22 protein-coding genes are annotated in these 23880 nt (G+C 63.2%); 7 read left to right on the forward strand and 15 right to left on the reverse strand.

Annotation, left to right across the window (positions count from 1 at the left end; all coding sequences use genetic code 11):
* Positions 1 to 19: 19 nt before the first annotated feature.
* The 3 genes from ACQ4WQ_RS22040 to ACQ4WQ_RS22050 all read right to left on the reverse strand — a co-directional run bounded on the left by ACQ4WQ_RS22040 (position 20) and on the right by ACQ4WQ_RS22050 (position 5078).
* Positions 20 to 1915 (reverse strand): beta-propeller domain-containing protein, encoded by a 1896-nt coding sequence (locus ACQ4WQ_RS22040; protein WP_436500003.1) that lies wholly within the window; start codon positions 1913 to 1915, stop codon positions 20 to 22.
* A 96-nt stretch (positions 1916 to 2011) separates the two neighbouring features.
* The gene (locus ACQ4WQ_RS22045) at positions 2012 to 2635 is read right to left on the reverse strand and encodes a trimeric intracellular cation channel family protein (RefSeq protein ID WP_289946411.1); all 624 of its coding nucleotides are present in this window, start codon (positions 2633 to 2635) and stop codon (positions 2012 to 2014) included.
* Positions 2636 to 2639: 4 nt separating this feature from the next.
* Positions 2640 to 5078 (reverse strand): penicillin-binding protein 1A, encoded by a 2439-nt coding sequence (locus ACQ4WQ_RS22050; RefSeq protein WP_436500005.1) that lies wholly within the window; start codon positions 5076 to 5078, stop codon positions 2640 to 2642.
* 143 nt (positions 5079 to 5221) lie between these two features.
* Here ACQ4WQ_RS22050 and ACQ4WQ_RS22055 point away from each other — a divergent pair, with 143 nt between their 5' ends.
* Positions 5222 to 6115 (forward strand): HTH-type transcriptional regulator ArgP, encoded by an 894-nt coding sequence (locus ACQ4WQ_RS22055; RefSeq protein WP_436500007.1) that lies wholly within the window; start codon positions 5222 to 5224, stop codon positions 6113 to 6115.
* Here the strand turns inward: ACQ4WQ_RS22055 and ACQ4WQ_RS22060 are convergent, their stop codons facing one another.
* Genes ACQ4WQ_RS22060 through ACQ4WQ_RS22075 form a run of 4 tightly spaced genes read right to left on the reverse strand, consistent with a single transcriptional unit; the run spans position 6116 to position 9764 of the window.
* On the reverse strand, positions 6116 to 6988 hold the full coding sequence (locus ACQ4WQ_RS22060; protein ID WP_436500009.1) for an ABC transporter permease: 873 nt from the start codon (positions 6986 to 6988) through the stop codon (positions 6116 to 6118). It lies immediately after the preceding gene.
* Positions 6985 to 7830, reverse strand: a complete 846-nt coding sequence (locus ACQ4WQ_RS22065; RefSeq protein ID WP_436500011.1) for an ABC transporter ATP-binding protein — start codon at positions 7828 to 7830, stop codon at positions 6985 to 6987. The genes ACQ4WQ_RS22060 and ACQ4WQ_RS22065 overlap by 4 nt, the downstream gene beginning before the upstream one ends.
* 1 nt (position 7831) lies before the next feature.
* Complete coding sequence (locus ACQ4WQ_RS22070) at positions 7832 to 8845, reverse strand: ABC transporter substrate-binding protein (RefSeq protein WP_414654666.1); 1014 nt, start codon at positions 8843 to 8845, stop codon at positions 7832 to 7834.
* 34 nt (positions 8846 to 8879) lie between these two features.
* Complete coding sequence (locus tag ACQ4WQ_RS22075) at positions 8880 to 9764, reverse strand: TauD/TfdA dioxygenase family protein (RefSeq protein WP_436500013.1); 885 nt, start codon at positions 9762 to 9764, stop codon at positions 8880 to 8882.
* Between the two features lie 211 nt (positions 9765 to 9975).
* On the opposite strand from ACQ4WQ_RS22075, the gene ACQ4WQ_RS22080 reads away from it, so the two are divergent.
* Positions 9976 to 10461, forward strand: a complete 486-nt coding sequence (locus ACQ4WQ_RS22080; RefSeq protein ID WP_436500015.1) for a tetratricopeptide repeat protein — start codon at positions 9976 to 9978, stop codon at positions 10459 to 10461.
* Between the two features lie 18 nt (positions 10462 to 10479).
* On the opposite strand, the gene can is transcribed toward ACQ4WQ_RS22080, so the two are convergent.
* The 7 genes from can to ACQ4WQ_RS22115 all read right to left on the reverse strand — a co-directional run bounded on the left by can (position 10480) and on the right by ACQ4WQ_RS22115 (position 19402).
* Entirely contained in the window at positions 10480 to 11151 is a 672-nt protein-coding gene (can, locus tag ACQ4WQ_RS22085) for a carbonate dehydratase (protein WP_215403311.1), read from the reverse strand.
* A 136-nt stretch (positions 11152 to 11287) separates the two neighbouring features.
* On the reverse strand, positions 11288 to 12421 hold the full coding sequence (dnaJ, locus tag ACQ4WQ_RS22090; protein ID WP_034745985.1) for a molecular chaperone DnaJ: 1134 nt from the start codon (positions 12419 to 12421) through the stop codon (positions 11288 to 11290).
* A 163-nt stretch (positions 12422 to 12584) separates the two neighbouring features.
* Positions 12585 to 14528 (reverse strand): molecular chaperone DnaK, encoded by a 1944-nt coding sequence (gene dnaK, locus ACQ4WQ_RS22095; RefSeq protein WP_326455998.1) that lies wholly within the window; start codon positions 14526 to 14528, stop codon positions 12585 to 12587.
* A 91-nt stretch (positions 14529 to 14619) separates the two neighbouring features.
* Positions 14620 to 15156: a nucleotide exchange factor GrpE gene (gene grpE, locus ACQ4WQ_RS22100; protein WP_034745977.1), complete on the reverse strand. Its 537-nt coding sequence runs from the start codon at positions 15154 to 15156 to the stop codon at positions 14620 to 14622.
* Positions 15157 to 15499: 343 nt separating this feature from the next.
* Positions 15500 to 16609: a ferrochelatase gene (gene hemH / locus ACQ4WQ_RS22105; protein ID WP_326455996.1), complete on the reverse strand. Its 1110-nt coding sequence runs from the start codon at positions 16607 to 16609 to the stop codon at positions 15500 to 15502.
* 106 nt (positions 16610 to 16715) lie between these two features.
* A complete protein-coding gene (recN, locus tag ACQ4WQ_RS22110; protein WP_436500019.1) occupies positions 16716 to 18383 on the reverse strand; it encodes a DNA repair protein RecN in 1668 nt (555 codons plus the stop codon).
* A gap of 47 nt (positions 18384 to 18430) precedes the next feature.
* Positions 18431 to 19402, reverse strand: a complete 972-nt coding sequence (locus ACQ4WQ_RS22115) for an NAD kinase (RefSeq protein ID WP_436500021.1) — start codon at positions 19400 to 19402, stop codon at positions 18431 to 18433.
* 257 nt (positions 19403 to 19659) lie between these two features.
* Between ACQ4WQ_RS22115 and ACQ4WQ_RS22120 the strand changes: the two genes are divergently transcribed.
* The 4 genes from ACQ4WQ_RS22120 (at position 19660) to gloA (ending at position 22359) form a co-directional block, all read left to right on the forward strand.
* Positions 19660 to 19926 (forward strand): hypothetical protein, encoded by a 267-nt coding sequence (locus ACQ4WQ_RS22120; RefSeq protein WP_436500023.1) that lies wholly within the window; start codon positions 19660 to 19662, stop codon positions 19924 to 19926.
* A gap of 76 nt (positions 19927 to 20002) precedes the next feature.
* Positions 20003 to 21313: a PQQ-dependent sugar dehydrogenase gene (locus tag ACQ4WQ_RS22125; RefSeq protein WP_436500025.1), complete on the forward strand. Its 1311-nt coding sequence runs from the start codon at positions 20003 to 20005 to the stop codon at positions 21311 to 21313.
* A gap of 101 nt (positions 21314 to 21414) precedes the next feature.
* Positions 21415 to 21837: an OsmC family protein gene (locus ACQ4WQ_RS22130; RefSeq protein ID WP_298402647.1), complete on the forward strand. Its 423-nt coding sequence runs from the start codon at positions 21415 to 21417 to the stop codon at positions 21835 to 21837.
* Between the two features lie 114 nt (positions 21838 to 21951).
* Positions 21952 to 22359, forward strand: a complete 408-nt coding sequence (gene gloA / locus ACQ4WQ_RS22135) for a lactoylglutathione lyase (protein ID WP_086137871.1) — start codon at positions 21952 to 21954, stop codon at positions 22357 to 22359.
* A 4-nt stretch (positions 22360 to 22363) separates the two neighbouring features.
* Here gloA and ACQ4WQ_RS22140 read toward each other — a convergent pair whose 3' ends face one another.
* Positions 22364 to 23269 (reverse strand): LysR family transcriptional regulator, encoded by a 906-nt coding sequence (locus ACQ4WQ_RS22140; RefSeq protein WP_436500028.1) that lies wholly within the window; start codon positions 23267 to 23269, stop codon positions 22364 to 22366.
* A 93-nt stretch (positions 23270 to 23362) separates the two neighbouring features.
* On the opposite strand from ACQ4WQ_RS22140, the gene ACQ4WQ_RS22145 reads away from it, so the two are divergent.
* Positions 23363 to 23830, forward strand: coding sequence for a DMT family transporter (locus tag ACQ4WQ_RS22145; protein ID WP_436500030.1), 468 nt, complete (start codon positions 23363 to 23365; stop codon positions 23828 to 23830).
* Positions 23831 to 23880 lie beyond the last annotated feature (50 nt).

Here is a 23880-nt window from a genome sequence, read left to right on the forward strand (position 1 = left end):
CGACAATTTCCCTGCGCCTTCAGCGTAAAGTGGATGCAATGGGCGCATAGCTGACGCGGCGCACTTCGCGGATCTGTCCCTCCTTGAGCGCCCCTTCCACCAGTTCATAGCCGAGCAGGGCGAAGACGCGGCCCTGCAGGAACAAAGGACGCGCATTGCCGTACCAGTCCACGCAGGACGCGCGGCAGCCGTCGTCCGATGCCGGACCGGGCCGCGCCGCCAGCGCGCCCAGTTCCGTCAACTGCAAGCCGCTGTTGCGCAGATACAGAACGGAGGCGGCTGACTTGTTGAGGCCAGGCCGCTCGTCCGCACCCAGGATGGGCAGGCCGATCAGGCCCTCGCCGGCCGCTTGCGGCTTGTAGAAAAAGCCGTGGCTGCGCGACTCGCCCTGCGCCGCGTCGGCGCGGATGTAGCGCGTGGCGACGGCCGCCTGCGCCCCCAGGCCGATGGTGCTGAAGTGCAGATCCCTGCCCTGCGCGCCGATCACCACGGCGTCATTGCCCAGCGCTTCGATGCGCTCCACGCCGTGCGGCAGCGACAAGGCTTGCACGCTGCCCGCATCGGCCCAGCGCACGGCATACAGGGGCTGGCGCGGCCAGGCCTGGTCGGCCTTGCGGCGTCCGGGATTGCCGGGATTGCCGTACAACAGATACGGCCCCACATAGCGGTTCTGCAGGCCGTAGCCGCCGCCACCGGGCAGCGGATGGTAGCTGCCGGCCGGCGCGCTGTCGCGGCCATCGGAAAACGACGCCAGCGGCACGCGCAGCAGGGCCATGTCGCCCCGGCCCCGCGCGCCATCCCACATCGCGTCGCCCTGGCCCTCGGCGCGCAGCAGGACGTTCAGGTGGCCGTCGCCGCTTTCCAGGAGCGAGAACTGGTCGACGGGCGCGCCAGCCACCTTCAGGGCGCTGGGCGCCGAGCCGTCGAGGGGAATGCGGAACACGCCCGAGTCGCTGCCGCGGCGCGTCGTCCACACGAAAACGGATTCGCCCGACACATAAAACACGCGCCCCTGCGGCCCCATCACGGCCGTCGCTTCGCAGCGCATGTCGCGCTGCGCCAGATCGCACACGGTGACCGTATGCAGGGTCAGACCAAAGCCTGGTTCGGGCTCTTCATCGGTGCGGTAAATGCGCGTGGCCGGGGCGATGCGCTTGAAGTCGGACGGCACGGCGTCGGGACGCCAGCGGCGCAGCGCGGGAAAGCCGCCGAACGGGTCGCCCCGGCGCAGGTTCAGCGACAGGGGCGAATAGAATACCAGCTTGCTGCCGATCAGGCGGCTGGCGTAATTGCGCGACGAATAATAATCGTTGGAGCGCAAATGATACGTGGCGCGGTAGGCCAGCTTGCCGTCCGCACCGATGTCGAACAGGCCGATCTCCGTGCCGCCACGGCTGTAGCTGTAGCCGATCACCACGACCGTGTCGCCATCGATCAGCATTTCGTCATACCAGCTGCCGGACGGGTCGCTGCCGGGCGCGAACGCGTCGAGCGCAGCGACGGGCTGCAGGGCATTGCCCCCCATCTGCACGGTAAACAGCTTGCCGCGCCGGAGCATCACCAGGTGCTTGCCGTGCAGCTTGACGATGCCGCCTTCGTCCACGCCCGCCGTCTGCACATTGGTGACCGATTCGGCCGCCTCTGCCGATGCCGCCGGTGCCGCTTTCGCCACCATCGGCGCTGGCGCTGGCGGCGGCGCGGGTGCCGTCGTCATATACTGCGCCGTGGCGCGCTGCAGTTTCTGCTGCTCCCGCAGCAGCGCCGCCTGGCGCGCCTGCAGCTGCTGCAGGTAGCTGCTCAAGGCCTGCTCGCTGGCGAACGGCGCCAGGGTCTTGCGCGGCGCCGTGCCGGCGGCGTGGCTGCCTGCCGACAGCAGCAGGGACAGTATCAATGTGATCTTGAGGGCGCTGGACATCGCTTCTTCTCCGGTTGGCTGGGGTGTCCAACATGAAACGCAGCGGCAGAGAAAAAAGGGTTAAATATGCGCAAAAATATTCACGCGGCTGCCGCCTTACTCAAAACCCCGTATGCGGTCGCCATTGAAATTCGGCAGGCGCCACTCGAAGTGCAGGGCCAGGAAGCGGAACAAAAAGCCCGCCCCGATGGACGACAGCTGCGCCACTGAACTATCGACCTTGAAGTGCAGCAGGCCGACATACAGGGCGCCCGTAAACAGCGCCACGGTGGCATACACTTCGCGCTGCAGCACGAGGGGAATCTGGTTGCACAGGATATCGCGCAGCAGGCCGCCGAAGACGCCCGTGATCATCCCCGCCAGCACGACGATGGCCGGGTGCATCTTGGCCGACATGGCGATGTCGCAGCCGATCACGCAAAACGCCACGAGACCCAGTCCATCGACCAGCAAAAAGATGGCGCGCAGATGGTGCAGATAGCGCGCGACAAAGGCCGTGACGACGGCCGCGCCGATGGTAAACAGCAGGTATTCGGGATGCGCGATCCAGCCCAGCGGATAGTGCCCCAGCAGCACGTCGCGCACGGTACCGCCGCCCAGCGCCGTGACGGTGCCGATCATGCAGATGCCGAACAAGTCCATGCCCCGCCGCATGCCCATGATGGCGCCGGACATCGCTTCGGCGACAATCGCCACCAGGTAAATCGTATATAGCAGCATGGTCTTACTCTTCCGAAAATGATTTGAGAATTTGTTCGCGTTCGCGCGCTTCGCTCAGGGTGCGCGCCTCGCTCGTGCCCGTGCTGGAGCCGCCATCGCCGCCAGCGCCAGAGTCACCGTGCGCCATGCGCGTATCGGCACCGGCGCTGCCGCAGCCGACGCTGCTGTGGATAAAGGCGAAGTTATCCTTCAGGCAGTCGCCGGCCAGGTATTCGGCATACACGTAGTCGCCGTCGAGCAGGGCCAGGCCAGGCGGTTCGGCCAGCACCTGTTCGCGGCGGCCCTGCACGGCCACCTGCATGTAATCGCGCCAGACGGGCAGCGCCAGGGTGCCGCCCGTGGCGTTGCCCAGGCTCTTGGGCTGGTCGTAGCCTAGCCAGACGACGGAGACGAGGCCCGAGGAATAGCCGGCGAACCAGGCGTCATACGCATTGTTCGAGGTGCCCGTCTTGCCGGCCGCGTCGCCGCGTCCCAGCGCCAGCGCGCCGCGTCCCGTGCCGCTCTTGACGACGTCGCGCAGCATGCTGTCCATGACGTAGGCATTGCGCGTGGAGATGACCTGCGTGCCCGGTGCCGGCGCGCCTTTGGCGCGTGGCGCCGCGTCGGAAAACAGCACTTCTCCGCTACGGCTGCGCACTTCCTTGATCAGCTTTGGCGGCATTTGCACGCCGCCGTTGGCGAACACGGCATACGACTGCGCCAGCTGCAGCGGCGTGACGGCGCCAGCGCCCAGCGCCAGCGGCAGCGAGACGGGATTGCGCGCGCCCTCGAAACCGAAGCGCGTGGCGTAGTGCTGCACGTAGCCGGGGCCGGCCGCCTGCATCAGGCTGACGGCCACCAGGTTTTTCGAGCGCACGAGACCGCGCCGCACGCTGATGAAGCCTTCATAGTTGTTGCCGTAATTGCGCGGACGCCACGGCTGCGCGCCCGTTTCCCGCGGCAGCAGCAGGCGCTGCGTATCGTCCACGGCCGTGCCGGGAAAGTATCCCTTTTCCAGCGCCGCCGAATACACGAAAGGCTTGAAGCTGGAACCGGGCTGGCGGTAGGCCTGCATGGCGTGGTTGTAGTGGTTGCGGTAGAAATCGAAGCCGCCCGCCATGGCGACGATTTCGCCGCTGTGCGCCTCGACGGAAATGAGCGCGCCTTCCATCTCGGGCAGCTGGCTCACGAGCCAGCGCTTTTTCGCCGCGTCGTGCACCACGCGGATGACGCTGTTTTCCACGATGGCGCGCTTGCCGTCGAGCGGCAGCTTGCCGCCCAGGCGCGCGTCCGATGCCGCCAGCACGATCTCGTCGCCATTGCGCAGCTGCGCCGTCACCTGGCGCTTGCCGCTCGTCTCGACCTTGCGCACCAGCGCGGCGCGCACTTCTCCGCTGTCCGGGTAGGCGGCCAGCTGGCGCGCCACGCTGTCTGCGGAGGAGGCCAGGCGCGCTTCCGGGCCGCGATAGCCGCGCCGCGCCTGCGCATTCAATAGCCCATCGCGCAGCGACTTGTCGGCCGCCCGCTGCGGCGCCATGCGGATGGTGGTGGTCACGTCCAGGCCCATGCTGTAGGCGCCTTCCGGGTAGCTTTGCACGATCAGCTGACGCGCTTCCTCGACCGCATACGCGGCCGCGTGCACGGAGCTGTTGCGGTCCTTGTTCAGCGCCAGTTTTTCCGCCACGGCCGCGTCGTATTCTGCCGGCGTGATGTAGCCGAGTTCGCGCATGCGCTGCAGGATGTAATGCTGGCGCACGGTGGCGCGCTGGGGATTGGCCACGGGGTTGTAGGCCGACGGCGCCTTCGGCAAGCCGGCCAGCATGGCCGCTTCGGCGATGCTGACGTCGGCCAGCGGCTTGTCGAAATAAATGTTCGAGGCGGCGGAAAAGCCGTAGGAACGCTCGCCCAGGTAAATCTGGTTCATGTACAGTTCCAGCAGCTTGTCCTTGCCGTAGTGCTGTTCCAGCTTGTAGGCGAGCAGCATCTCCGTCAGCTTGCGCTGCACGGTCTTTTCGCGCGACAGGAAAAAGTCGCGCGCCACCTGCATGGTGATGGTGCTGGCGCCCTGCGCATGGTGGCCCGTGACGACGTTGGCCAGGGTCGCGCGCGTCAAGCCATAAAAGTCGACGGCGCCATGCTCGTAGAAGCGCGCATCCTCGATGGCCAGCAAGGCCTGGCGCATGCGCAGCGGGATCTCCTTCAGGGGCAGGAACTCGCGGCGCTCTTCGCCGTATTCGGCCAGCAGCTCGCCTTCGCTGGAGAAAATGCGCAGCGGCAGCGCGGGCTTGTACTGGGCCAGGTGCTCGACGGCCGGCAAGTCCTGCCACGCCTGGTGCAGCCACCAGCCGCCCGCGAGGGCGGCGGACAAGCCCAGGCCCAGGGTCAATCCCAGGCCGAATTTCAGATTGCGCGCCAGTTTCGATGACGGCTTGCGTGGCTTTGTATCTTGCGCTTGTGCTTCCATGGTGGTATTCCCTTGCTGCCAGGAGGCCGCGCTGCATGCGCGTACGCGGCACTCCATCAAAGAGGCATTGTGCACTGCAACACACCCATCCTTATGAAAAGTAAGTATTATTTAGTATTGATAAATTTTTCTTATGTAAGGCAGTGGTCATGGATCTCAATCCCAAGCACACGGAAGCGTTCCGCGCCGTCGTCGAAACGGGCAGTTTCGAGCAGGCGGCGCTGCGGCTGCACCTGACGTCGCCGGCCATTTCGCAACGGGTGCGGGCGCTGGAAAGCCAGCTCGGCAATGCGCTGATCGTGCGCAGCCGTCCCGCGCGCGCCACGCGCATGGGCCAGCGGCTGATGCAGTATCTGAAGCGGGCCAAGCTGCTGGAAGCGGATTTGCAGGCGGAGCTGGCGGTGCAGCAGGATGCCCCGCTGACCCTGGTGCTGGCGCTGAACGCCGACTCCATGGGCACGTGGTTTTTCCCGGCCCTGTCCGAGGTGCTGATACGCGAACGCGTGCTGCTGGACCTGACCGTGGAAGACCAGGACCACACCTATACCTTGCTGGAGACGGGCATGGCGATCGGCTGCATCAGCACGGAGCCGAAACCGATGCGCGGCTGCACGGCCGAGCCGCTGGGCGTGATGCGCTACTGGCTGGTGGCCACGCCCGCGTTCCGCCAGCAGTGGTTCGCGCACGGCCTGACGCGCAAGGCGGCGCGCACGGCGCCCGTGGTCGCCTACACGCGCAAGGACACCTTGCAGTCGTCGTTCCTGCAAGAGGCGCTGGGCTTGCCCGAAGGCGCCTACCCCTGCCATTACGTGCCGGGCGCCACCTCGCACTTCAACGCCATCCGCTACGGCCTCGGCTACGGCATGGTGCCGGAGTTGCTGCTGCAGGCGAATACGGATGGCGAGCTGGTGGAAAGGCTCACGCCCAAGACCCCCGCCGACGTGGTCCTGTACTGGCACACGTGGAAGGTGCAGTCGCCGCGCATGGAACAGCTGTCGCGGCAAATCATCGCGGCGGCACGCACCATGCTGAGATAATTATCGCTGCATGCCCCAGCGTTTCAAGGTCACGCGCTCCAGGGTGCGAAAGCCGATGTTTTCCACCAGCAAGCCGATGACGATGACGGCAGCCAGGCCGGCGAACACCTTGTCCGTGTACAGCTCGTTGCGGTTCTGGAAGATATACCAGCCCAGGCCGCCCTGCCCCGACGTGGTGCCGAATACCAGCTCGGCCGCGATCAGGGTGCGCCAGGCAAACGCCCAGCCGATCTTCAGGCCCGAGACGATGGACGGCAAGGCGCCCGGCACGAGGATGTGCAGCACCAGGCGCAAGCCGTTCAAGCCGTAGTTGCGGCCCGCCATGCGCAGGGTCTCGGGCACGCCCTGGAAGCCCGCATACGTGTTCAAGGCCAGCGGCCACATCACGGAATGGACGATGACGAAGATCAGGCTGGCGCGCCCCAGGCCAAACCACAGCAGGGCCAGCGGCAGCAGAGCGATGGCCGGCAAGGGATTCAACATGGCCGTCAGGGTTTCCAGCAGGTCGCGCCCGATGCGGCTCGATACGGCCAGCAAGGTCAGCACGAAGGCGGCCAGCACGCCCACCGCATAGCCCTGCAGCAAGACGACGAGGGACGCGGCCGTGCGCGTGAGCAATTCTCCGCTGGCGATGCCGCCGATAAACGCCTGCGCCGTCTGTATAAAACTGGGCAACAATAAATCGTTGTGCGTCCAGCGCGCCGCCCCTTCCCACAGCAGCGCCAGGCCGAGCAAAATCAAGGCCTTGCGCCACAGCGCGTGCTGGCTCCAGCGCTGCCAGCGCGACAATGGCCGCTCGACGATGACGCCGGCGGGCGGCGGCGCCGCGTAGACGAATTCCTGGCGGATGGGCGGCTCCAGCAGCGCGCTCATACGGCCTCCCGCTGCGCGCCAGCTGCTTGCGGGACGGGAATTACTTCCTCATCGAACAGCAAGCCGTGGATGCGGCGGCTGGCAGCCTGGAATTCCGCGCTGCCCGCGCTGTGCAAGCCGAATTGATGGCTGTTGAGTTCGGCGCGTACGCGGCCCGGATGGGGCGACAGCAGCAAGATGCGGTTGCCCACGACCAGCGCTTCTTCGATCGAATGCGTGACGAACACAAGCGTGAAGCGCAGCTCTTCCCACAGGCGGCTCAGCTCTTCCTGCATCTTGCGCCGCGTCAAGGCGTCGAGGGCGGCGAACGGCTCGTCCATCAGCAGCACTTCCGGCTGCATGGCCAAGGCGCGCGCGATGGCCACGCGCTGCTTCATGCCGCCCGACAAGGTATGCGGATGGGCGTCTTCAAAGCCGGCCAGGCCCACCTTGGCGATCCAGTGATGGGCACGCTCGCGGGCCGCCTGCTTGTCCAGCCGCTTGCTGGCCAACAAGGGGAACATGACGTTTTCCAGCACGGTCTTCCATGGCGGTAACTGGTCGAATTCCTGGAACACGACGACACGGTCCGGCCCCGGTTGATGAATGGGCTGGCCCTGCATGGCGATGCTGCCTGCACGCGGCGCGACGAAGCCGGCCACGGCTTTCAGCAAGGACGACTTGCCGCAGCCCGATGGCCCCAGCAGCACGAAACGGTCGCTGCGGAACACGTCGAAACTGACATCGTGCGTGGCGCGCACGGTGCGCTGTTCCGTGCGGTACTCCAGGCTGACATTCTTGACGCTGAGCAAGGGCTCCAGCGCAACCGGAGGGCGTACGAGGTAAAAAGCGGGCGCATTCATGTCAGCCTCCTTGCGTGATGGCAGGGTCGTCAAAAAAGTAATCGCGCCAGCTGTCGGGCAAGTTGCGGATGGCGCTCACGCGGTGCAGGAATTGCGCCAGTCCATAGGTATTTTGCGGCGCGATCTTGAATTGCACTTGCGGATTGGCAAAGATTTTCAGCAGCAGATTGCGGTCCACCTTGCTCTTGTTCACCTTGATGTAGATGTCGGCCGCGCCTTGGCGGTTGCTGCTCGCGTACTGCGCCGCTTCGGCCAGGGCGGCGATGAAGGCGCGGTACGTCTTCGGATTGTCCTTGCGGTACTTTTCCGTCGCATACAGCAGGGTCGACGAGCTGGGTCCGCCCTGCACGTCATACGAGTTCAGGATGATGTGGGCGTTCGGATTCTGCGCCAGTTCCTGCTCCTGGAACGGCGAATTGCCGAAATGGCCGCTCAATTCCGTGCCGCCGGCGATGATGGCCGCGGCCGCATCCGGATGCGGCAGGGTTTGCGTGATCTTGTCGAGGCGGGCAAATTCCTTGTCGCCCCACTGCTTCGCCACGGCCATCTGCAATATCCTCGCCTGGACGGAAACGGAGACGGCGGGCAAGGCGATGCGGTCCTTGTCCGTCAAGTCGGCCAGGGTTTTCACCTTGGGGTTGTTGCTGATCAAATAGTAGGGAAAATTGCCCAAGGACGCCACGCCGCGCACGTTCTGCCGGCCTTTCGTCCGGTCCCAGATCGTCAGCAGCGGCCCCAGGCCCGCCCCCGCGATGTCGATATTGCCCGACAACAAAGCATCGTTGATGGCCGGGCCGCCGGACAGGGTGATCCACTCGACTTTCACGTCCACGCCCTGCTGCTTGCCATGCTTTTCGATCAGCTTTTGTTCCTGCGCAATATTGAGCAGCAAGAAGGTGATGCCGTGCTGGCCCGCGATGCGGATCTGGCCTTCGGCCCGGGCCATGGGCATGGCCATGCACAGCACGGCAATGGTGGCGAGCAGGCGCCGGGAAAAGGTCAAGATCGGCAACATGGACACTCCTTGGGTCAGATCAACAGTCAAAAAATCAGTATGGCGCATCGCCTTCGATCGTGGTTCGGTAGAGTTTGCGGCGCTGGTTTGGCGGGCACCCCGTCGCCAGATGCATCAGGGAACGGTTGTCCCAGAACACCAGGTCGTGCGGCTGCCAGCGGTGCACATACAGGTGCTCGGGGCGCACGCTGTGGGCAAACAGTTCGTCGAGCACGGCGCGGCTTTCATCGTCAGGCACGCCGACGATGCGCGTGGTGAAATGCTCACTGACGAACAGGGCACGGCGTCCCGTTTCCGGATGCACGCGCACGACGGGGTGCGTCACGGGTTTGACTTCATCGATCTGCGCCTGCGTCAGCGCGGGCCGCCATGGGTTGCGGCGGCGCAATTCCTCATACTGGCTCAAATAGCTGTGTTCGGCGCGGGCGCCGCGCACGGCGTGGCGCAGCGCGGCCGGCAAGCTTTCCCACGCCAGGTGCATGTTGGCAAACACGGTATCGCCGCCCTCGTCCGGCAACTCTTGCGCGTGCAGCATGGAACCGAGGCTGGGCACTTCCTTGTACGACAGGTCCGAATGCCAGAAGTGACCCGCGTCGCCCAGGCCGATGGGTTGGCCATCTTCGACGATGTTCGAGATGATCAGCACTTCCGGCTGCGTGGGCAGCTGGAACTGGCGCAGCACGTGGATTTGCAGGGGACCGAAGCGGCGGCTGAAATCGACTTGCTGCTGCGGCGTGATGCGCTGGTCGCGGAACACCAGCACATGATGGTCGAGGTGGGCGTGGTGCAGGCGCTGGAAGTCGCCCAGCGACAGCGGCTGCGACAGGTCCAGTCCCAGCACTTGCGCGCCGAGCGGGGCATCGAACGTTTCGATGCGGAAATGGCTGGTGGAAAGCACGGGTTTCAGGACGGCCGACATAAGAATTCGCCAAGAGTCTGGGGAAGTCCACTCTATGCCTGCGCATCGATCCTGCAAACGAAGCATTTCTGATATGGATATGCGCGGCGCGTTGCGCCAGACTGCAACAGCGGCTGTCACGCAATGGCACAGCGGCACCGGCTTTGCCCGGGATTGGCGCTAGCACGCAACTTGCTTATCCATTCATTTTCAACGCATAGACAGGAATGCCATGCCCGCCATCGCCCTGCTGCTCGTCTTGCTGTTCACTGCTTCCGTTCACGCCCAGGATAGCCAGGGTGAAAGTGATCTCAGCTACAAAGCCTATGTGCACAGCGACAAGCGCATCAAGTGTTTGTACGGCTATGCGGCCGACAAGACGGGCGACCATGGGGCGGCCGTCGCCATCTTTGAAGACTGCATCCGGCGCTGGAACGATGTGTATTCGATGATTTGGCTGGCCCAGCTGTATGAAACGGGCATCGGCGTGACCAAGGACCTGGCGCAAGCGACGGCGCTGATGCGGCGCGGCGCGCACGCCAACGATGACGCCGCCTATGCGCGGCTGGCGCGCTATCACTATGGCGTGGCGCTGGCCGAAGGCCGGGGCACGCCGCAGGATCTTGCCCAGGCCAAAACCTGGCTGCGCCAGGCGGCGCAGGAAGGCGTGCGGGAGGCGGCCGACTACCTGGACCGCCTGGAAGGCACCGCGCCGTAAGCGCCGTGCCGGCGTGGCTTACGCCGTCGCTTCGTAGCGGGCCAGGCGGGTCGCCATGCGCGGCGCCAGCTCGTGGCCGGCCGTGACCGTCACTTCGAGGTCGTTCAGCAAGCCATCCTTCAAGCCGTAGACCCAGCCATGGACGCTGAGTTCCTGGCCCCGTTCCCACGCATCTTGCACGACAGTGGTCTGGCACACGTTCAAGACTTGCTCGACCACGTTCAGTTCGCACAGGCGGTCGCCGCGCTGGCGGCTGGTCAGCACGTCGCCCAGATAGCGCTCGTGCTTCTGGCCCACGTCCTGCACGTGGCGCAGCCAGTTGTCGACCAGGCCGATGCGCGTGCCCGTCATGGCCGCATGCACGCCCTTGCAGCCGTAATGGCCGACGATGATGATATGTTTGACTTTCAGCACGTCCACGGCAAATTGCAGGACGGACAGGCAATTGAGGTCGGAATGCACGACCACGTTGGCAATATTACGGTGCACAAACACGTCGCCAGGCGCCATGCCCAGCAATTCGTTGGCGGGCACGCGGCTGTCGGAACAGCCGATCCACAGGTATTCGGGCGAGGTTTGCGCTTCCAGATTCTTGAAGAAGTTCGGGTCCTTCGCCACCATCGAGTCGGCCCAGCGGCGGTTACGCTGCAGCAGTTCCGCCAGGGCCGGGCCATTTTTCTGTTCGGTCATATCGCTCCCATTGTGTGCGTACGACTGAATTGGCGGCAAATCGCACCCATAGGCCGGCGATGCGCGCGCATTTTTCAGTCGTGATGAAAAAAACGCCGGGATGTTTCAGCATCCCGGCGCATGGTATTACGTGTGCTTACTCAAAAAAATCCTTGACCTTGTCTTTCCAGGTCTTGCTTTGCGGACTGTGCTTGGCACCGCCCTCGGTCGTCGACTTTTCAAAGTCGCGCAGCAGGTCTTTCTGTTTTTCCGTCAGTTTCACCGGTGTTTCGATGGCCACGTGGCAGAACAGGTCGCCCGCGTAACCGGAGCGCACGCCCTTGATGCCCTTGCCTTTCAGGCGGAAGGTCTTGCCCGACTGGGTGCCTTCCGGGATCGTGAACGACACTTTGCCGTTCAGGGTAGGCACTTCGATTTCGCCGCCCAGAGCAGCCTTGGTGAACGAGATCGGCATTTCGCAATGCAGATCGTCGCCTTCGCGCTGGAACACGGCGTGCGGCTTGATGTGGATTTCCACATACAGGTCGCCCGATGGGCCGCCATTCGTGCCCGGTTCGCCGTTGCCGGACGAACGGATACGCATGCCATTGTCGATACCGACGGGAATTTTGACTTCCAGCGTCTTGTTGCGCTTGATGCGACCGGCGCCGCCGCATGGCGTGCAGGGGTCGGTGATGACCTTGCCGCTGCCATGGCATTTCGGGCAGGTTTGCTGGATGCTGAAGAAACCTTGCTGCATGCGCACCTGGCCGTGGCCGCCGCACGTCCCGCAAGTGGTCGGCGAGGTGCCCGGCTTGGCGCCGCTGCCGTGGCAGGTGTCGCACTTGTCCCAGCTCGGCACGCGGATGGTCGTGTCGAAGCCGTGAGCAGCTTGCTCCAGTGTAATTTCCAGGTTGTAGCGCAAGTCGGCGCCACGGTACACCTGTGGACCCGCATTGCGGCTGCGTCCACCGCCACCGCCAAAGATGTCGCCGAAGATATCGCCGAAGCTGTCGGCGAAGCCGCCCGCACCGCCGCCGAAGCCGCCGCCACCGCCCATGTTCGGGTCCACGCCGGCGTGACCATAACGGTCATACGCATCGCGCTTTTCCGGATTGGTCAGCATCTCGTAGGCTTCTTTGACTTCCTTAAACTTTTCTTCCGATTCCTTGCTATCCGGATTGCGGTCCGGATGGTATTTCATCGCCAGTTTACGGTAAGACTTTTTGATCTCTTCTTCCGAAGCATTTTTTGCGACACCGAGTGTCTCGTAAAAATCACGCTTTGCCATGTTGTCGGCACCTTGCAGTCTATCTACTGATGTAAAAATTACACGAAAAAGCCGAGTCGAGTGCTGCGCTAGGCGCAGCGACTCGGCTCGGCCGGTCTTCGCGGCTAATCCCGCGATGTAGCGTTCAGCCCGGCTGCCCCCAGTTCATGGGAGCGCAAGACAATTACTTGCTGTCTTTGACTTCCTTGAAGTCAGCGTCGACAACGTCGTCCTGCTTGGCGCCTGCGTCCGATGCGCCAGCAGCTTGCTGTGCACCTTCCGCGCCGCCGGCAGCTTGCTGCGCTTGCATGTCGGCATACATTTTTTCGCCCAGTTTCTGCGATGCGCTCGACAGTGCTTCCACCTTGGCGTCGATCTCAGCCTTGTCGCCCGCCTTGATGCTTGCTTCCAGGTCGGTGATCGCCGCTTCGATCTTCTCTTTCTCGCCCGCATCCAGCTTGTCGCCGTATTCGGTCAAGGATTTCCGGGTCGAGTGTACCAGAGCATCGGCCTGGTTGCGCGACTCGGCCAATTCTTTGACCTTCTTGTCTTCTTCGGCGTTCAGCTCGGCGTCTTTCACCATCTTCTGGATTTCAGCCTCGGTCAAGCCGGAATTGGCCTTGATCGTGATCTTATTTTCCTTGCCGGTGGCCTTGTCTTTCGCGCCGACGTGCAAGATGCCGTTGGCGTCGATGTCGAAGGTCACTTCAATCTGTGGCGTGCCGCGCGATGCTGGCGGGATGCCTTCCAGATTGAATTCGCCCAGACCCTTGTTGCCGGCGGCGATTTCGCGCTCACCCTGGAAGACCTTGATGGTCACCGCAGGCTGGTTGTCGTCGGCCGTCGAGAACACTTGGCTGAACTTGGTCGGAATCGTCGTGTTTTTGTGGATCATCTTGGTCATCACGCCGCCCAGGGTTTCAATACCCAGGGACAGAGGAGTGACGTCCAGCAACAGCAAGTCCTTGCGTTCGCCCGACAGGACCGAACCCTGGATCGCTGCACCCACGGCGACGGCTTCGTCCGGGTTCACGTCCTTGCGTGGATCCTTGCCGAAGAATTCCTTCACTTTTTCCTGCACCTTCGGCATACGGGTCATACCGCCGACCAGGATGATGTCGTCGATGTCCGACACTTTCACGCCAGCATCTTTGATGGCGATGCGGCATGGTTCCATCGTGGCCGTGATCAGCTCTTCCACCAGCGATTCCAGCTTGGCGCGGGTCATCTTCAGGTTCAAGTGGACCGGTGCGCCGTTCGCCATGGCGATGTACGGCTCGTTGATCTCGGTTTGCTGCGACGACGACAATTCGATCTTCGCGCGCTCGGCCGAAGCCTTGATGCGCTGCAGGGCGATCGGATCTTTTTTCAGGTCGATGCCGTTGATCTTCTTGAACTCGTCGATGATGTAATCGATGACGCGCTGGTCGAAGTCTTCGCCGCCCAGGAAGGTGTCGCCGTTGGTCGACAGCACTTCAAATTGTTTCTCGCCATCAACATCCGCGATTTCGATGATCGACACGTCGAACGTACCGCCACCCAAGTCATACACGGCGATTTTACGGTCGCCTTTTTCGGTCTTGTCCAGGCCGAACGCCAGCGCTGCCGCGGTTGGCTCGTTGATGATGCGCTTGACGTCCAGGCCAGCGATACGGCCGGCATCCTTGGTGGCTTGACGCTGCGAATCGTTGAAGTACGCAGGCACGGTGATGACGGCTTCGGTGACTTCTTCACCGAGGTAGTCTTCTGCCGTTTTTTTCATCTTGCGCAGGACTTCAGCCGAAATTTGCGGCGGCGCCAGTTTTTTGTCGCGTACGCTAATCCATGCATCGCCGTTGTCGGCCTTGATGATTTGGTAAGGCATCAGCGCGATGTCTTTTTGGACTTCTTTTTCGTCGAACTTGCGACCGATCAGACGCTTGACTGCGTACAGCGTGTTTTTCGGATTGGTCACGGCCTGGCGTTTCGCCGGCGCGCCGACGAGAATTTCGCCATCTTCTTGATAAGCAATAATCGACGGCGTCGTGCGTGCGCCTTCAGCGTTTTCGATTACCTTTGGTTGACCGTTTTCCATGATGGAAACGCAGGAATTCGTGGTTCCCAGATCGATACCGATAATTCTACCCATGATTTTTTTCCTTTTATTTGCTAGATTTCAGATGGTTCTTATATGTGGCAAAGCGGCATGGTTTCAAGGCTTGCTTGATGCCGCACTCTGATTATTTTGCTTGCGCGGTCGTGACAATGGCTGGACGCAGCAGACGGTCCGCAATCATATAGCCCTTTTGCAGGACGGATACGATGGTATTGGCTTCCTGGTCCGCTGGCACCACGGCAACGGCCTGGTGTTTCATCGGATCGAGCTTTTCGCCCTGCACTGGCAAGACTTCCACCAGGCGATTGCGCTCGAACGCTGCGTTCAGTTGCTTCAGGGTCATCTCGACGCCTTCTTTCAGCGATTCGATGGTCGGTGCTTCCACCGTCAGCGCCGTTTCCAGGCTGTCTTTCACCGGCACCATGGCTTCGGCAAAGCTTTCGACTGCGAATTTATGCGCTTTAGCAACATCTTCCTGCGCACGGCGGCGAATATTTTCGCCATCGGCCTTGGCGCGCATGAAGGCATCGTGCATCTCTGCAAGACGCGCTTCGGTACTCGCCAGCTGCTCTTCCAAAGTAGGCTCTGCGGGAGTCGATGGTGCAGTCGCCGCGGCGTCCGCTTGCGGATTAGGTACAGCTTGGTTTTCCTGATCTTGCATCTAGAAAGCTCCTACAATCAATGACTTAAATGAGTTAGTCTAACTATCTTTACAACACTAACGGGCAGATGGGGCTATATCCTATTGTTTCAAGGGGTATGCATGGCAAAACCAGAATTACATCGATCCATGTTACAGCTTATTACAAAAGGCTACCCATTTCGGCCAGTGAGCCGTGCGCGCCCCCTTGATTTTCCAGGCTTCCCCCGGCAAAGCGGGCATTCTACCAGCCCCGCCACGGCCATCGCCACTGGCGGCGTTGCTATCTGGATAGTACTTTTGCCCCGCCACACATGACAAAGCCGCGCAAGCGCGGCTTTTGATTGTAAAAAATCAACTATCTTTAATTCGCCGCGCCCAGTGCCAGCGCCGCCGCGCGCGCCTGTTCGCCCGCTTTCTTGTCCGCGTCGCGCTGCGGTGCCGTCTTCATCGTCGGCCAGCCGATCATGTGTTGTTCTGCAATTTCCGCCATGCCCGCGATCCAGGCCGGCGTTTCGTTCAGGCAAGCGATGTAGTGAAACTGCTGGCCGCCGGCCGCCTCGAAATCATGCTTCGCTTCCATGGCGATCTCTTCCAGCGTTTCCAGGCAGTCGCTGGTAAAGCCCGGGCACAGCAAATCGACGCGCTTGACGCCCTGCTGCGCCAGCGCCACCAGGGTCGGCGCCGTGTATGGCTGCAGCCATTCGGCCTTGCCAAAGCGCGACTGGAAAGTCACCACATATTGCTCTTTAGTTAATTTCAGTTTTTCCGCCAGCAATCGCGCCGTTTTCAGGCATTGGCAGTGATACGGATCGCCCAGCAGCAAGGTGCGCTTGGGCACGCCATGAAAGCTCATCACCAGTTTTTCCGGACGGCCATGCGCTTCCCAGTGGTTCAGCACGGAATCGCGCAAGGCGTCGATATACGTGTCGTGCTCGTGATATTGCTTGATGAAACGCAATTCCGGCACATTGCGCACGGTAGCGTAATGGGCGAATACGGCGTCGTAGATGGAACCCGTCGTCGTGCCCGAGTATTGCGGATACGCCGGCAGGATGGCGATGCGCTCGCAGCCTTCGCTTTTCAGCTGGGCCAGCACGTCGGGCAAGGAAGGCGAACCGTAACGCATGGCCATGGCCACGGTCACACCATCGTGCCCCCGCTCGGCCAGCGCGCCGGCCAGCAGTTTCGCCTGCTTTTGCGTGTGCACTTTCAGGGGCGAGCCCTCGCGCGTCCAGATCGACGCGTATTTCTTCGCCGACTGGCCCGAGCGGAAGGGCAGGATGATCAGGTTCAGGATGAACCACCAGACGATGCGGGGTATCTCCACCACGCGCGGGTCCGACAAAAATTGCTTCAGGTAGCGCCGCACGGCAGACGAGGTCGGCGCATCGGGCGTGCCCAGGTTGACCAGCACCACGGCGCTGCGGTCGATGCTGCCATGCGTGTACGGCGGTTCTGTTTGAAATGACATGAAGGCTCTTCGAAGGCGTTGGATGGATTAGCCAACCATTATAGTTACATTGCGTCAACATCGGGAGTACTGCCAGGCGATGGCAGCACGCCTGTCACGTCCCAGGTCAAATCGCGAGCAATTCGCGCGCATGCTTGCGCGTGGTGGCCGTGATTTCCAGGCCGCCCAGCATGCGCGCCACTTCTTCCACCCTGGCCTTGGCGTCGAGCATGTCGATGCGCGACGCCGTCTTGCCGTTGTCCAGGGTGCTTTTTGCCACTTGGAAATGCTGATTGGCCTGGCTGGCCACTTGCGGCAAGTGGGTCACGCACAGCACTTGCCGTCCCTGCCCCAGGCGTTTTAATAAGCGTCCGACCACTTCCGCGACGGCGCCGCCGATGCCGCTGTCGACCTCGTCGAAGATCAGGGTCGGCGTGGTGGTGGCGTGCGAGGTGATGACGGAAATGGCCAGCGCGATACGCGCCAGTTCGCCGCCGGACGCCACCTTGGCCAGCGAACGGGGCGCCGTGCCCGCGTGGCCGGCGACAAGGAATTCCACTTGCTCGAGGCCATGCGCGGCCGGTTCGCACGGGTGCAGGGCGATTTCAAAGCTGCCGCCCGTCATGCTCAGTTCCTGCATGGCGCGCGTGACGGCTTGCCCCAGTTCCAGGGCGGCGGCGCGGCGCGTGGCGGACAGGCGCTCGGCCACGGCGCGGTACTCGACCTCGATCTTCGCTTCCTGGCGCAGCAAGCCCTCGATATCGGAAGCGTCGGCCAGGTGCTGCAGCTTTTCCGACAGCTTGGCATGTTCTTCCGGCAATTCTTCGGGCGTGACGCGGAATTTGCGGGCCGTGCTGTGCATGGCTTCCATGCGCGCGTCGAGCTGGTGCAAACGCTCCGGGTCCAGTTCCACGCGGTCCAGGTAATTGTTCAGCGCATACACGGATTCCTGCAGCTGGATGCGCGACGATTCGATCAGGTCGACGATCGGCTGCAATTCCGCATCGACGGACACCAGCTTGCCCAGCTTCTGATTCAAGGCCGACAGCTGCGACACGATCGGGTGGTCTTCCGACTCGGAAATGAGGGACAGCGCTTCCTGCGCCCCTTCCAGCAGGCTGGCCGCGTGCGACAGGCGGCTGTGCTCGTTCGTGATCTCCGTCCATTCACCGGGCTTGGCGGCCAGTTTTTCCAGCTCGCCTACTTGCCATTCCAGCCGTTCGCGCTCGTACAGCACGTTGGCGGCATTCGTTTCGAATTCTTCTCGCTGGCGCACGAGGGCGCGCCAGCGCTTGTGCAGCGCCGCCACTTGCCGCGCATCTTGCTCCGCGCCCGCTTCGCGCGCCGTCGCCTGGCCGTCGAGCAAGGCCCGCTGCGCTTCGCTTTTCAGCAAGGACTGGTGCGCGTGCTGGCCATGGATATCGACCAGCATGTCGCCCAGTTCGCGCAGCTGCGCGGCCGTGGCGGGGATGCCGTTGATATACGCCTTCGAGCGGCCCGCATTGTCGATCACGCGGCGCAGCAGGGCGCCGCCATCGTCGTTGGCGAATTCATGCGCCACCAGCCAGGCCTGCGCCACCTCGCTGACGGAAAAATCGGCCGTGATGTCGGCCTTGGCCGCGCCTTCGCGCACCACGCTGGCGTCGCCGCGCCCGCCCAGCGCCAGGGTCAGCGCATCGATGAGGATGGACTTGCCGGCGCCCGTCTCGCCCGTCAGCACGCTGAAGCCGGCGGAAAATTCCAGTTCAATGGTATCGACAATGACAAAATCGCGAATGGACAGTGTATGGAGCATGGCTTCTGTGGTTAGGCGGCGCACCGCGGGTTGAGGTGGAGAAACTATTAGCTGAGCTTGCCCTCGCCCGACGGGTACTCATTCCAGTGCAATTTTTCACGCAGGGTGTTGTAGTAACTCCACCCTTCCGGATGCAGGAAGGTAATCGTATGGGGCGAACGGCGGATGAGGATGCGGTCTTGCTGCACCAGGCTGGCAAAGGTCTGCATGTCGAAATTGACGCTGATATCGCGCCCGCGCACGATTTCCACCACGATCTGGCTGGAATCGGGCAGGACGATGGGACGGTTCGACAGCGCATGCGGGGCGATCGGCACGAGCACGATGCCGCCCAGGGTCGGATGCAGCAGGGGACCGCCGGCCGACAGCGAATATGCGGTCGAGCCCGTGGGCGTGGAAATGATCAAGCCATCCGAACGCTGGTTGTACATGAAGTGGCCGTCGACCTCGACGCGCAATTCGGCCATGCCGGCGCCGCCGCCGCGCGAGACGACGACATCGTTGACGGCCATGCCCACGTGGATCGACTCGCCATCGCGCAGCACGCTGCCTTCGAGCAAGGTGCGGCGCTCGGCCTTGAAACGGCCGCCGAGAATTTGCGCCAGCACGGGCAGCATGCGCTCAAGCGGAATATCGGTCATGAAGCCCAGGCGCCCCTGATTGATACCGATCAAGGGGACGTCGAATGGCGCCAGTTGGCGCGCAATGCCGAGCATGGTGCCGTCGCCGCCCATGACGATGGCGCAATCGGCGGCGGCGCCGATCTCGGCCGGCGACATGGCGCGCACGCCGGGAAATGCCAGGTTCAGGTGCGCGGCCGTCTCCGCCTCGAAGACCACCGTGTGGCCCAGCACTTGCAGGAAATCGACGATGCTTTTCACGGGCTCGGCAATGCCATCCGTATTCTGGCGCACGACCAGGGCGATAGTCTTGGCGCCCAGGTTGAAGCGCTCGTCCGGGGCTGGCAAGGTCGCGGCTGGCTGTTCGGCGCGCTGTTCGGCGTGTGTATCGACGGGCATAAGAGTCTCGGTAGTAAATTCGGTGGCAAGCCGCCCCAGGCTGTCGCACGCCGCCATCGCATGATACTGTATATATACACAGTATAGTGCGGCTGCCGTGTGCCCGCAAGGGGCGTTCTTGGTATTGCACGCAGTGTAGCGCAGAAAAAGAATCGTCCATGCGTGCGCCAGCGCTCCCTGCATGGACAAATCCGCTTGCATGCACTCTGGCGCGGCAGGACACTGATTTCACGTCAATTCTTCTGTCAGGAGGCCATATGGTTACCCAGCATAGCGAACGCAAGATCAATACCGATGAAAAGGTCAGCAATGACGGCGTCGACCGTCTGCCGCACGAGCGCGACGAATCGCCCGATGCGCAAAACGTGCGCCCACGCAAGATCATGCAGCAGGCGGCCAGCGACCTGGAGCAAGGGCTGGTCGATACGGACCTGCACGCCCAGCCGGGCGTGGAAAAGGTCAAGCCCGCCGCGCCGCAGCAAGCCCGTCCCGACGCGCAACTGGAACCAAAGAAGGCGCGCTGACTCCAACCGTCACGCCCCGCTACTCGCACTGCTGATGCGCACTGGTCATCGCACTGGTCATATTACGGAGTACGCCATGCACCGTTACGTCTGTTCATTCCTGCTCGCCACTGCCTGCGGCGCCCATCTCGCCCACGCCCAGACGCCCGCCATGCCCGTGGGCTTCGGCCCCCAGCCCACCCTGCCCGCACCGGACAAGCAACTGATTCCCACCGTGAACGTGGCGCCCGTGCAGCGCTGGACGGCCGCGCAGCACCCCGCTGTCGCGGCGGGCCTGGCCATCCATGCATATGCGCGCGACCTCGACCATCCGCGCTGGCTGTACGTCTTGCCGAATGGCGACGTGCTCGTGGCGGAAACGAACGCCCCGCCCAAGCCGGACGACAGCAAGGGCATCAAGGGCGCCATCATGCAGATGCAGATGAAAAAAGCGGGCGCGGCCACGCCCAGCGCCAACCGCATCACCCTGCTGCGCGGCATCGACGCGAATGGCGTGGCGCAAACGCGCAGCATCTTCCTGCAGGGACTGAACTCGCCATTTGGCATGGCCCTGGTGGGTAACGAGCTGTACATCGCCAATGCCGACGCCTTGATGCGTTTTCCTTACAAGGAAGGCCAGACAGCCATCACAGCGCCCGGCGTCAAGGTGATGGATTTGCCGGGCGGCCCCATCAATCACCACTGGACCAAGAACGTCATCGCCAGCTCCGATGGCAAATTTCTCTATGTTTCCGTCGGCTCGAACAGCAACGTGGGTGAAAACGGCATGGCGGCCGAAGATGGCCGCGCCGCCATCTGGCAATTCACGCGCGCCACGGGCAAGGCCCGCGTGTATGCGACGGGCTTGCGCAACCCCGTCGGCCTGGCCTGGCAGCCCAGGACGGGCGCCCTCTGGACGGCCGTCAATGAGCGCGACGAGCTGGGCAACGACCTGGTGCCCGACTACATGACGTCCGTCAAGGATGGCGCCTTCTATGGCTGGCCCTACAGTTATTTCGGCCAGCACGTCGATGCGCGGGTCACGCCGCCCCGTCCCGAACTGGTGGCCACGGCTGTTGCACCCGACTACGCGCTGGGCGCCCATACGGCCTCGCTGGGACTGGCGTTTTATGACGCCACCCTGCTGCCGGAACGCTACCGGGGCGGCGCCTTCATCGGCCAGCACGGCTCGTGGAACCGCAAACCCTTCAGCGGCTATAAAGTCATCTTTGTTCCGTTCGCCGATGGCGTGCCCAGCGGTCCTCCGCAGGACGTCGTCGCCGGCTTCCTCGACAGCAATGGCAAGGCGCAGGGGCGCCCCGTCGGCGTGGCCGTCGACAAGGCGGGCGCGCTGCTGGTGGCGGACGACGTAGGCAATGTCATCTGGCGCGTCACGCCGGCGCCGTGAATGCATGGGCGCCGCGCATGCGCCCCCTGTGTGGCACAACGAACGGAAGCGCAGGGATGGGACGCGCATGATGGACCTTCGAACCACGCAAGGAGTACATCATGAAAAAAACAGGATCAGCCGTCTGGAGTGGCGGCCTTAAAGATGGCAAAGGATTTATTTCCACCGAAAGCGGCGCGCTCGACAATGTGGCCTATGGTTTCAACACGCGCTTCGAGGATGGTCCCGGCAGCAATCCGGAAGAACTGATCGGCGCGGCCCACGCGGCCTGCTTCACCATGGCCCTGTCCGGCCAACTGGGCGAGGCGGGCTTGCGCGCCACGGCCCTGAAAACCACGGCCGACGTCAGCCTGGAAAAAATCGATGGCAGCTATGCCATCACGGCCGTGCATTTGACCCTGGTGGCCACCATTCCTGGCGCCACCGACGAAGCGTTCCAGGACGCGGCCCTGCGCGCCAAGCTCGGCTGCCCCGTATCGAAGTTGCTGGCCACGGAAATCACGCTGGACGCCCGTCTGGAGTAATTCCGGCAGACCGCCCGCTGCTGTCCAATCAGCGGACGGCAAGGGCGGTCTCGGCAAGAAAGCCGTAAAACGCATAAAATCCTGCCATTCCCCTCTCACCCTCAAGGATTTACGATGCGTATTTTGCACACCATGTTACGGGTCGGCGACCTGCAGCGCTCCATCGACTTTTACACGAATGTCCTGGGCATGAAACTGCTGCGCACCAGCGACAATCCGGAATACCAGTACACGCTGGCCTTCGTCGGCTATGGCTCGAATCCCGACCATGCGGAACTGGAACTGACGTATAACTATGGCACCACCAGCTACGAGCTGGGCACGGCGTATGGCCACATCGCCATCTCGGCCGACGATATCGTCGCCGCTTGCGACGCGGCACGCGCGAATGGCGGCAACGTCACGCGCGAACCGGGTCCCGTCAAGGGCGGCAACACCGTTATCGCCTTCATCACCGATCCGGATGGCTACAAGATCGAATTGATCGAACGCAAGTTCGACGGCCAGGGCGCCGGCCTGTAATTCCTCAGCCTGGCTCCGTGGCCGTTGCAATGGCCGCGCGCAGCCAGGCGATGCCCGCATCGCCGTCCGTGCGGCGGTGCCGTATCACTTCAAACGCAAACGGCGCGATGGCAAACGGCGCGGAGCACAGCGCCAGCCCTTGCGCCACGCTGCCGTGCAAGGCGCGCCGCGCCACCGTCAGGATCAAATCCGTCCCCATCACCACCTCCGGCGCGACCGTCCAGTACGGCACGCGCACGGCGATGCGGCGCGCCTGGCCCAGTTGCGCCAGAGCCGCATCGACTTCGGCCGCCATGCCGCCTTCGCCGGACGCCAGCAGCACATGCGGGCGCGCCAGATAGGTCTGCAAGCTCAAGCTCTCGCCCGGCGCCAGGCTGGCCGGATCGAGTGCGCACACGAACGTTTCCTCGAATAAAGTTTCTCTATGCAACTGCTCGGGCAATTGCGGGAACACGCCCAGCGCCAGGTCGATCTCGCCATCCTGCACGCCGGCCACCACGGCCTGGCGGCTGGCATAGCTGACGGCCACGTCGATGCCGGGCGCTTCCACGCGCAAACGGCGCAGCAAAGAGGGCAAGATCAATGCCGCGCCGTAATCCGACATGGCCAGGCGAAACACGCGCTGCGCCGTGGCTGCCTCGAAGACGGCGCCGCCGAGCACGGAGCGCACGCTCTGCAAGGCTTCGGCCAGCGGCCGCGCCAGCGCCAAGGCGCGCGCCGTTGGCTGGAAACCGCCCTTGCCGCGCAGCAGCAGCGGATCGCCGAGCAAGTGACGCAAGCGCGCCAGCGCATGGCTGACGGCAGGCTGACTCATGTGCAAGCGTTCCGCCGCGCGCGACAGATGGCGTTCGCTGAGCAGCGCTTCCAGGATCACCAGCAAGTTCAAATCGACGGCGCGCAGATTATTCATTTGGTGCATAGTTAGCTGACAAACTACGAATTGGATTTAATGATGACAGCATAATACGATGACTCCATCAACTCAACACGCAGGGAGTCGCACATGAACGGATGGATCACCTTGTTTGCCCCGCTGGCCATGCTGGCCGGCGCCGTCGTCCCTTTTCAGGCGGGCGCGAACGCCGCGCTGGGCCGCAACCTGGGCCACCCGCTGTGGGCCACCATCGCCTCGCTGGCCGTCAGCGCCGTGCTTGCTTTACTGGTGATGCTGGCCTGGCGGGTGCCCGCGCCCGATTTGCACCTCGCCATGCGCGGGCCGGGCTGGTCCTGGCTCGGTGGCGCGGCCGGCGTGTTTTATATTACGGCCGCGCTGATGCTGGCGCCGCGCATGGGGTCCGGGCCCTTCATGGCGGCCGTCATCGGCGGACAGATGCTGGCAGCGCTGGCCATCGACCGCTACGGCTTGCTGGGTTTTGCCGTCAAGCATATTTCTCCGCTGCACTGGGCCGGCGCCGGCCTGGTGGTGGCCGGTGTCGTGCTGACCCAGTTCGCCAGCAGCCGCGCCGTCTGACAACACCGCCAGACGAAAAAAAACCAGCGCCGTTGCCGGGGCTGGTTTTT

The organism is Janthinobacterium goodfellowi (assembly GCF_051380695.1).
GTDB lineage: Bacteria > Pseudomonadota > Gammaproteobacteria > Burkholderiales > Burkholderiaceae_D > Janthinobacterium.

Excerpts from the sequence above, each read along its gene's own strand:
- ACQ4WQ_RS22080 (WP_436500015.1), top strand. The coding sequence starts at position 9,976 with ATGCCCGCCATCGCCCTGCTGCTCGTCTTGCTGTTCACTGCTTCCGTT.
- ACQ4WQ_RS22060 (WP_436500009.1), bottom strand. The coding sequence starts at position 6,988 with ATGAGCGCGCTGCTGGAGCCGCCCATCCGCCAGGAATTCGTCTACGCG.
- dnaK (WP_326455998.1), bottom strand. The coding sequence starts at position 14,528 with ATGGGTAGAATTATCGGTATCGATCTGGGAACCACGAATTCCTGCGTT.
- ACQ4WQ_RS22045 (WP_289946411.1), bottom strand. The coding sequence starts at position 2,635 with ATGCTGCTATATACGATTTACCTGGTGGCGATTGTCGCCGAAGCGATG.
- ACQ4WQ_RS22050 (WP_436500005.1), bottom strand. The coding sequence starts at position 5,078 with ATGGAAGCACAAGCGCAAGATACAAAGCCACGCAAGCCGTCATCGAAA.
- ACQ4WQ_RS22115 (WP_436500021.1), bottom strand. The coding sequence starts at position 19,402 with ATGCCCGTCGATACACACGCCGAACAGCGCGCCGAACAGCCAGCCGCG.
- hemH (WP_326455996.1), bottom strand. The coding sequence starts at position 16,609 with ATGTCATTTCAAACAGAACCGCCGTACACGCATGGCAGCATCGACCGC.
- ACQ4WQ_RS22075 (WP_436500013.1), bottom strand. The coding sequence starts at position 9,764 with ATGTCGGCCGTCCTGAAACCCGTGCTTTCCACCAGCCATTTCCGCATC.
- grpE (WP_034745977.1), bottom strand. The coding sequence starts at position 15,156 with ATGCAAGATCAGGAAAACCAAGCTGTACCTAATCCGCAAGCGGACGCC.
- ACQ4WQ_RS22125 (WP_436500025.1), top strand. The coding sequence starts at position 20,003 with ATGCACCGTTACGTCTGTTCATTCCTGCTCGCCACTGCCTGCGGCGCC.
- ACQ4WQ_RS22070 (WP_414654666.1), bottom strand. The coding sequence starts at position 8,845 with ATGTTGCCGATCTTGACCTTTTCCCGGCGCCTGCTCGCCACCATTGCC.
- dnaJ (WP_034745985.1), bottom strand. The coding sequence starts at position 12,421 with ATGGCAAAGCGTGATTTTTACGAGACACTCGGTGTCGCAAAAAATGCT.
- ACQ4WQ_RS22130 (WP_298402647.1), top strand. The coding sequence starts at position 21,415 with ATGAAAAAAACAGGATCAGCCGTCTGGAGTGGCGGCCTTAAAGATGGC.
- ACQ4WQ_RS22120 (WP_436500023.1), top strand. The coding sequence starts at position 19,660 with ATGGTTACCCAGCATAGCGAACGCAAGATCAATACCGATGAAAAGGTC.
- ACQ4WQ_RS22040 (WP_436500003.1), bottom strand. The coding sequence starts at position 1,915 with ATGTCCAGCGCCCTCAAGATCACATTGATACTGTCCCTGCTGCTGTCG.
- can (WP_215403311.1), bottom strand. The coding sequence starts at position 11,151 with ATGACCGAACAGAAAAATGGCCCGGCCCTGGCGGAACTGCTGCAGCGT.
- ACQ4WQ_RS22145 (WP_436500030.1), top strand. The coding sequence starts at position 23,363 with ATGAACGGATGGATCACCTTGTTTGCCCCGCTGGCCATGCTGGCCGGC.
- gloA (WP_086137871.1), top strand. The coding sequence starts at position 21,952 with ATGCGTATTTTGCACACCATGTTACGGGTCGGCGACCTGCAGCGCTCC.
- ACQ4WQ_RS22140 (WP_436500028.1), bottom strand. The coding sequence starts at position 23,269 with ATGAATAATCTGCGCGCCGTCGATTTGAACTTGCTGGTGATCCTGGAA.
- ACQ4WQ_RS22065 (WP_436500011.1), bottom strand. The coding sequence starts at position 7,830 with ATGAATGCGCCCGCTTTTTACCTCGTACGCCCTCCGGTTGCGCTGGAG.
- recN (WP_436500019.1), bottom strand. The coding sequence starts at position 18,383 with ATGCTCCATACACTGTCCATTCGCGATTTTGTCATTGTCGATACCATT.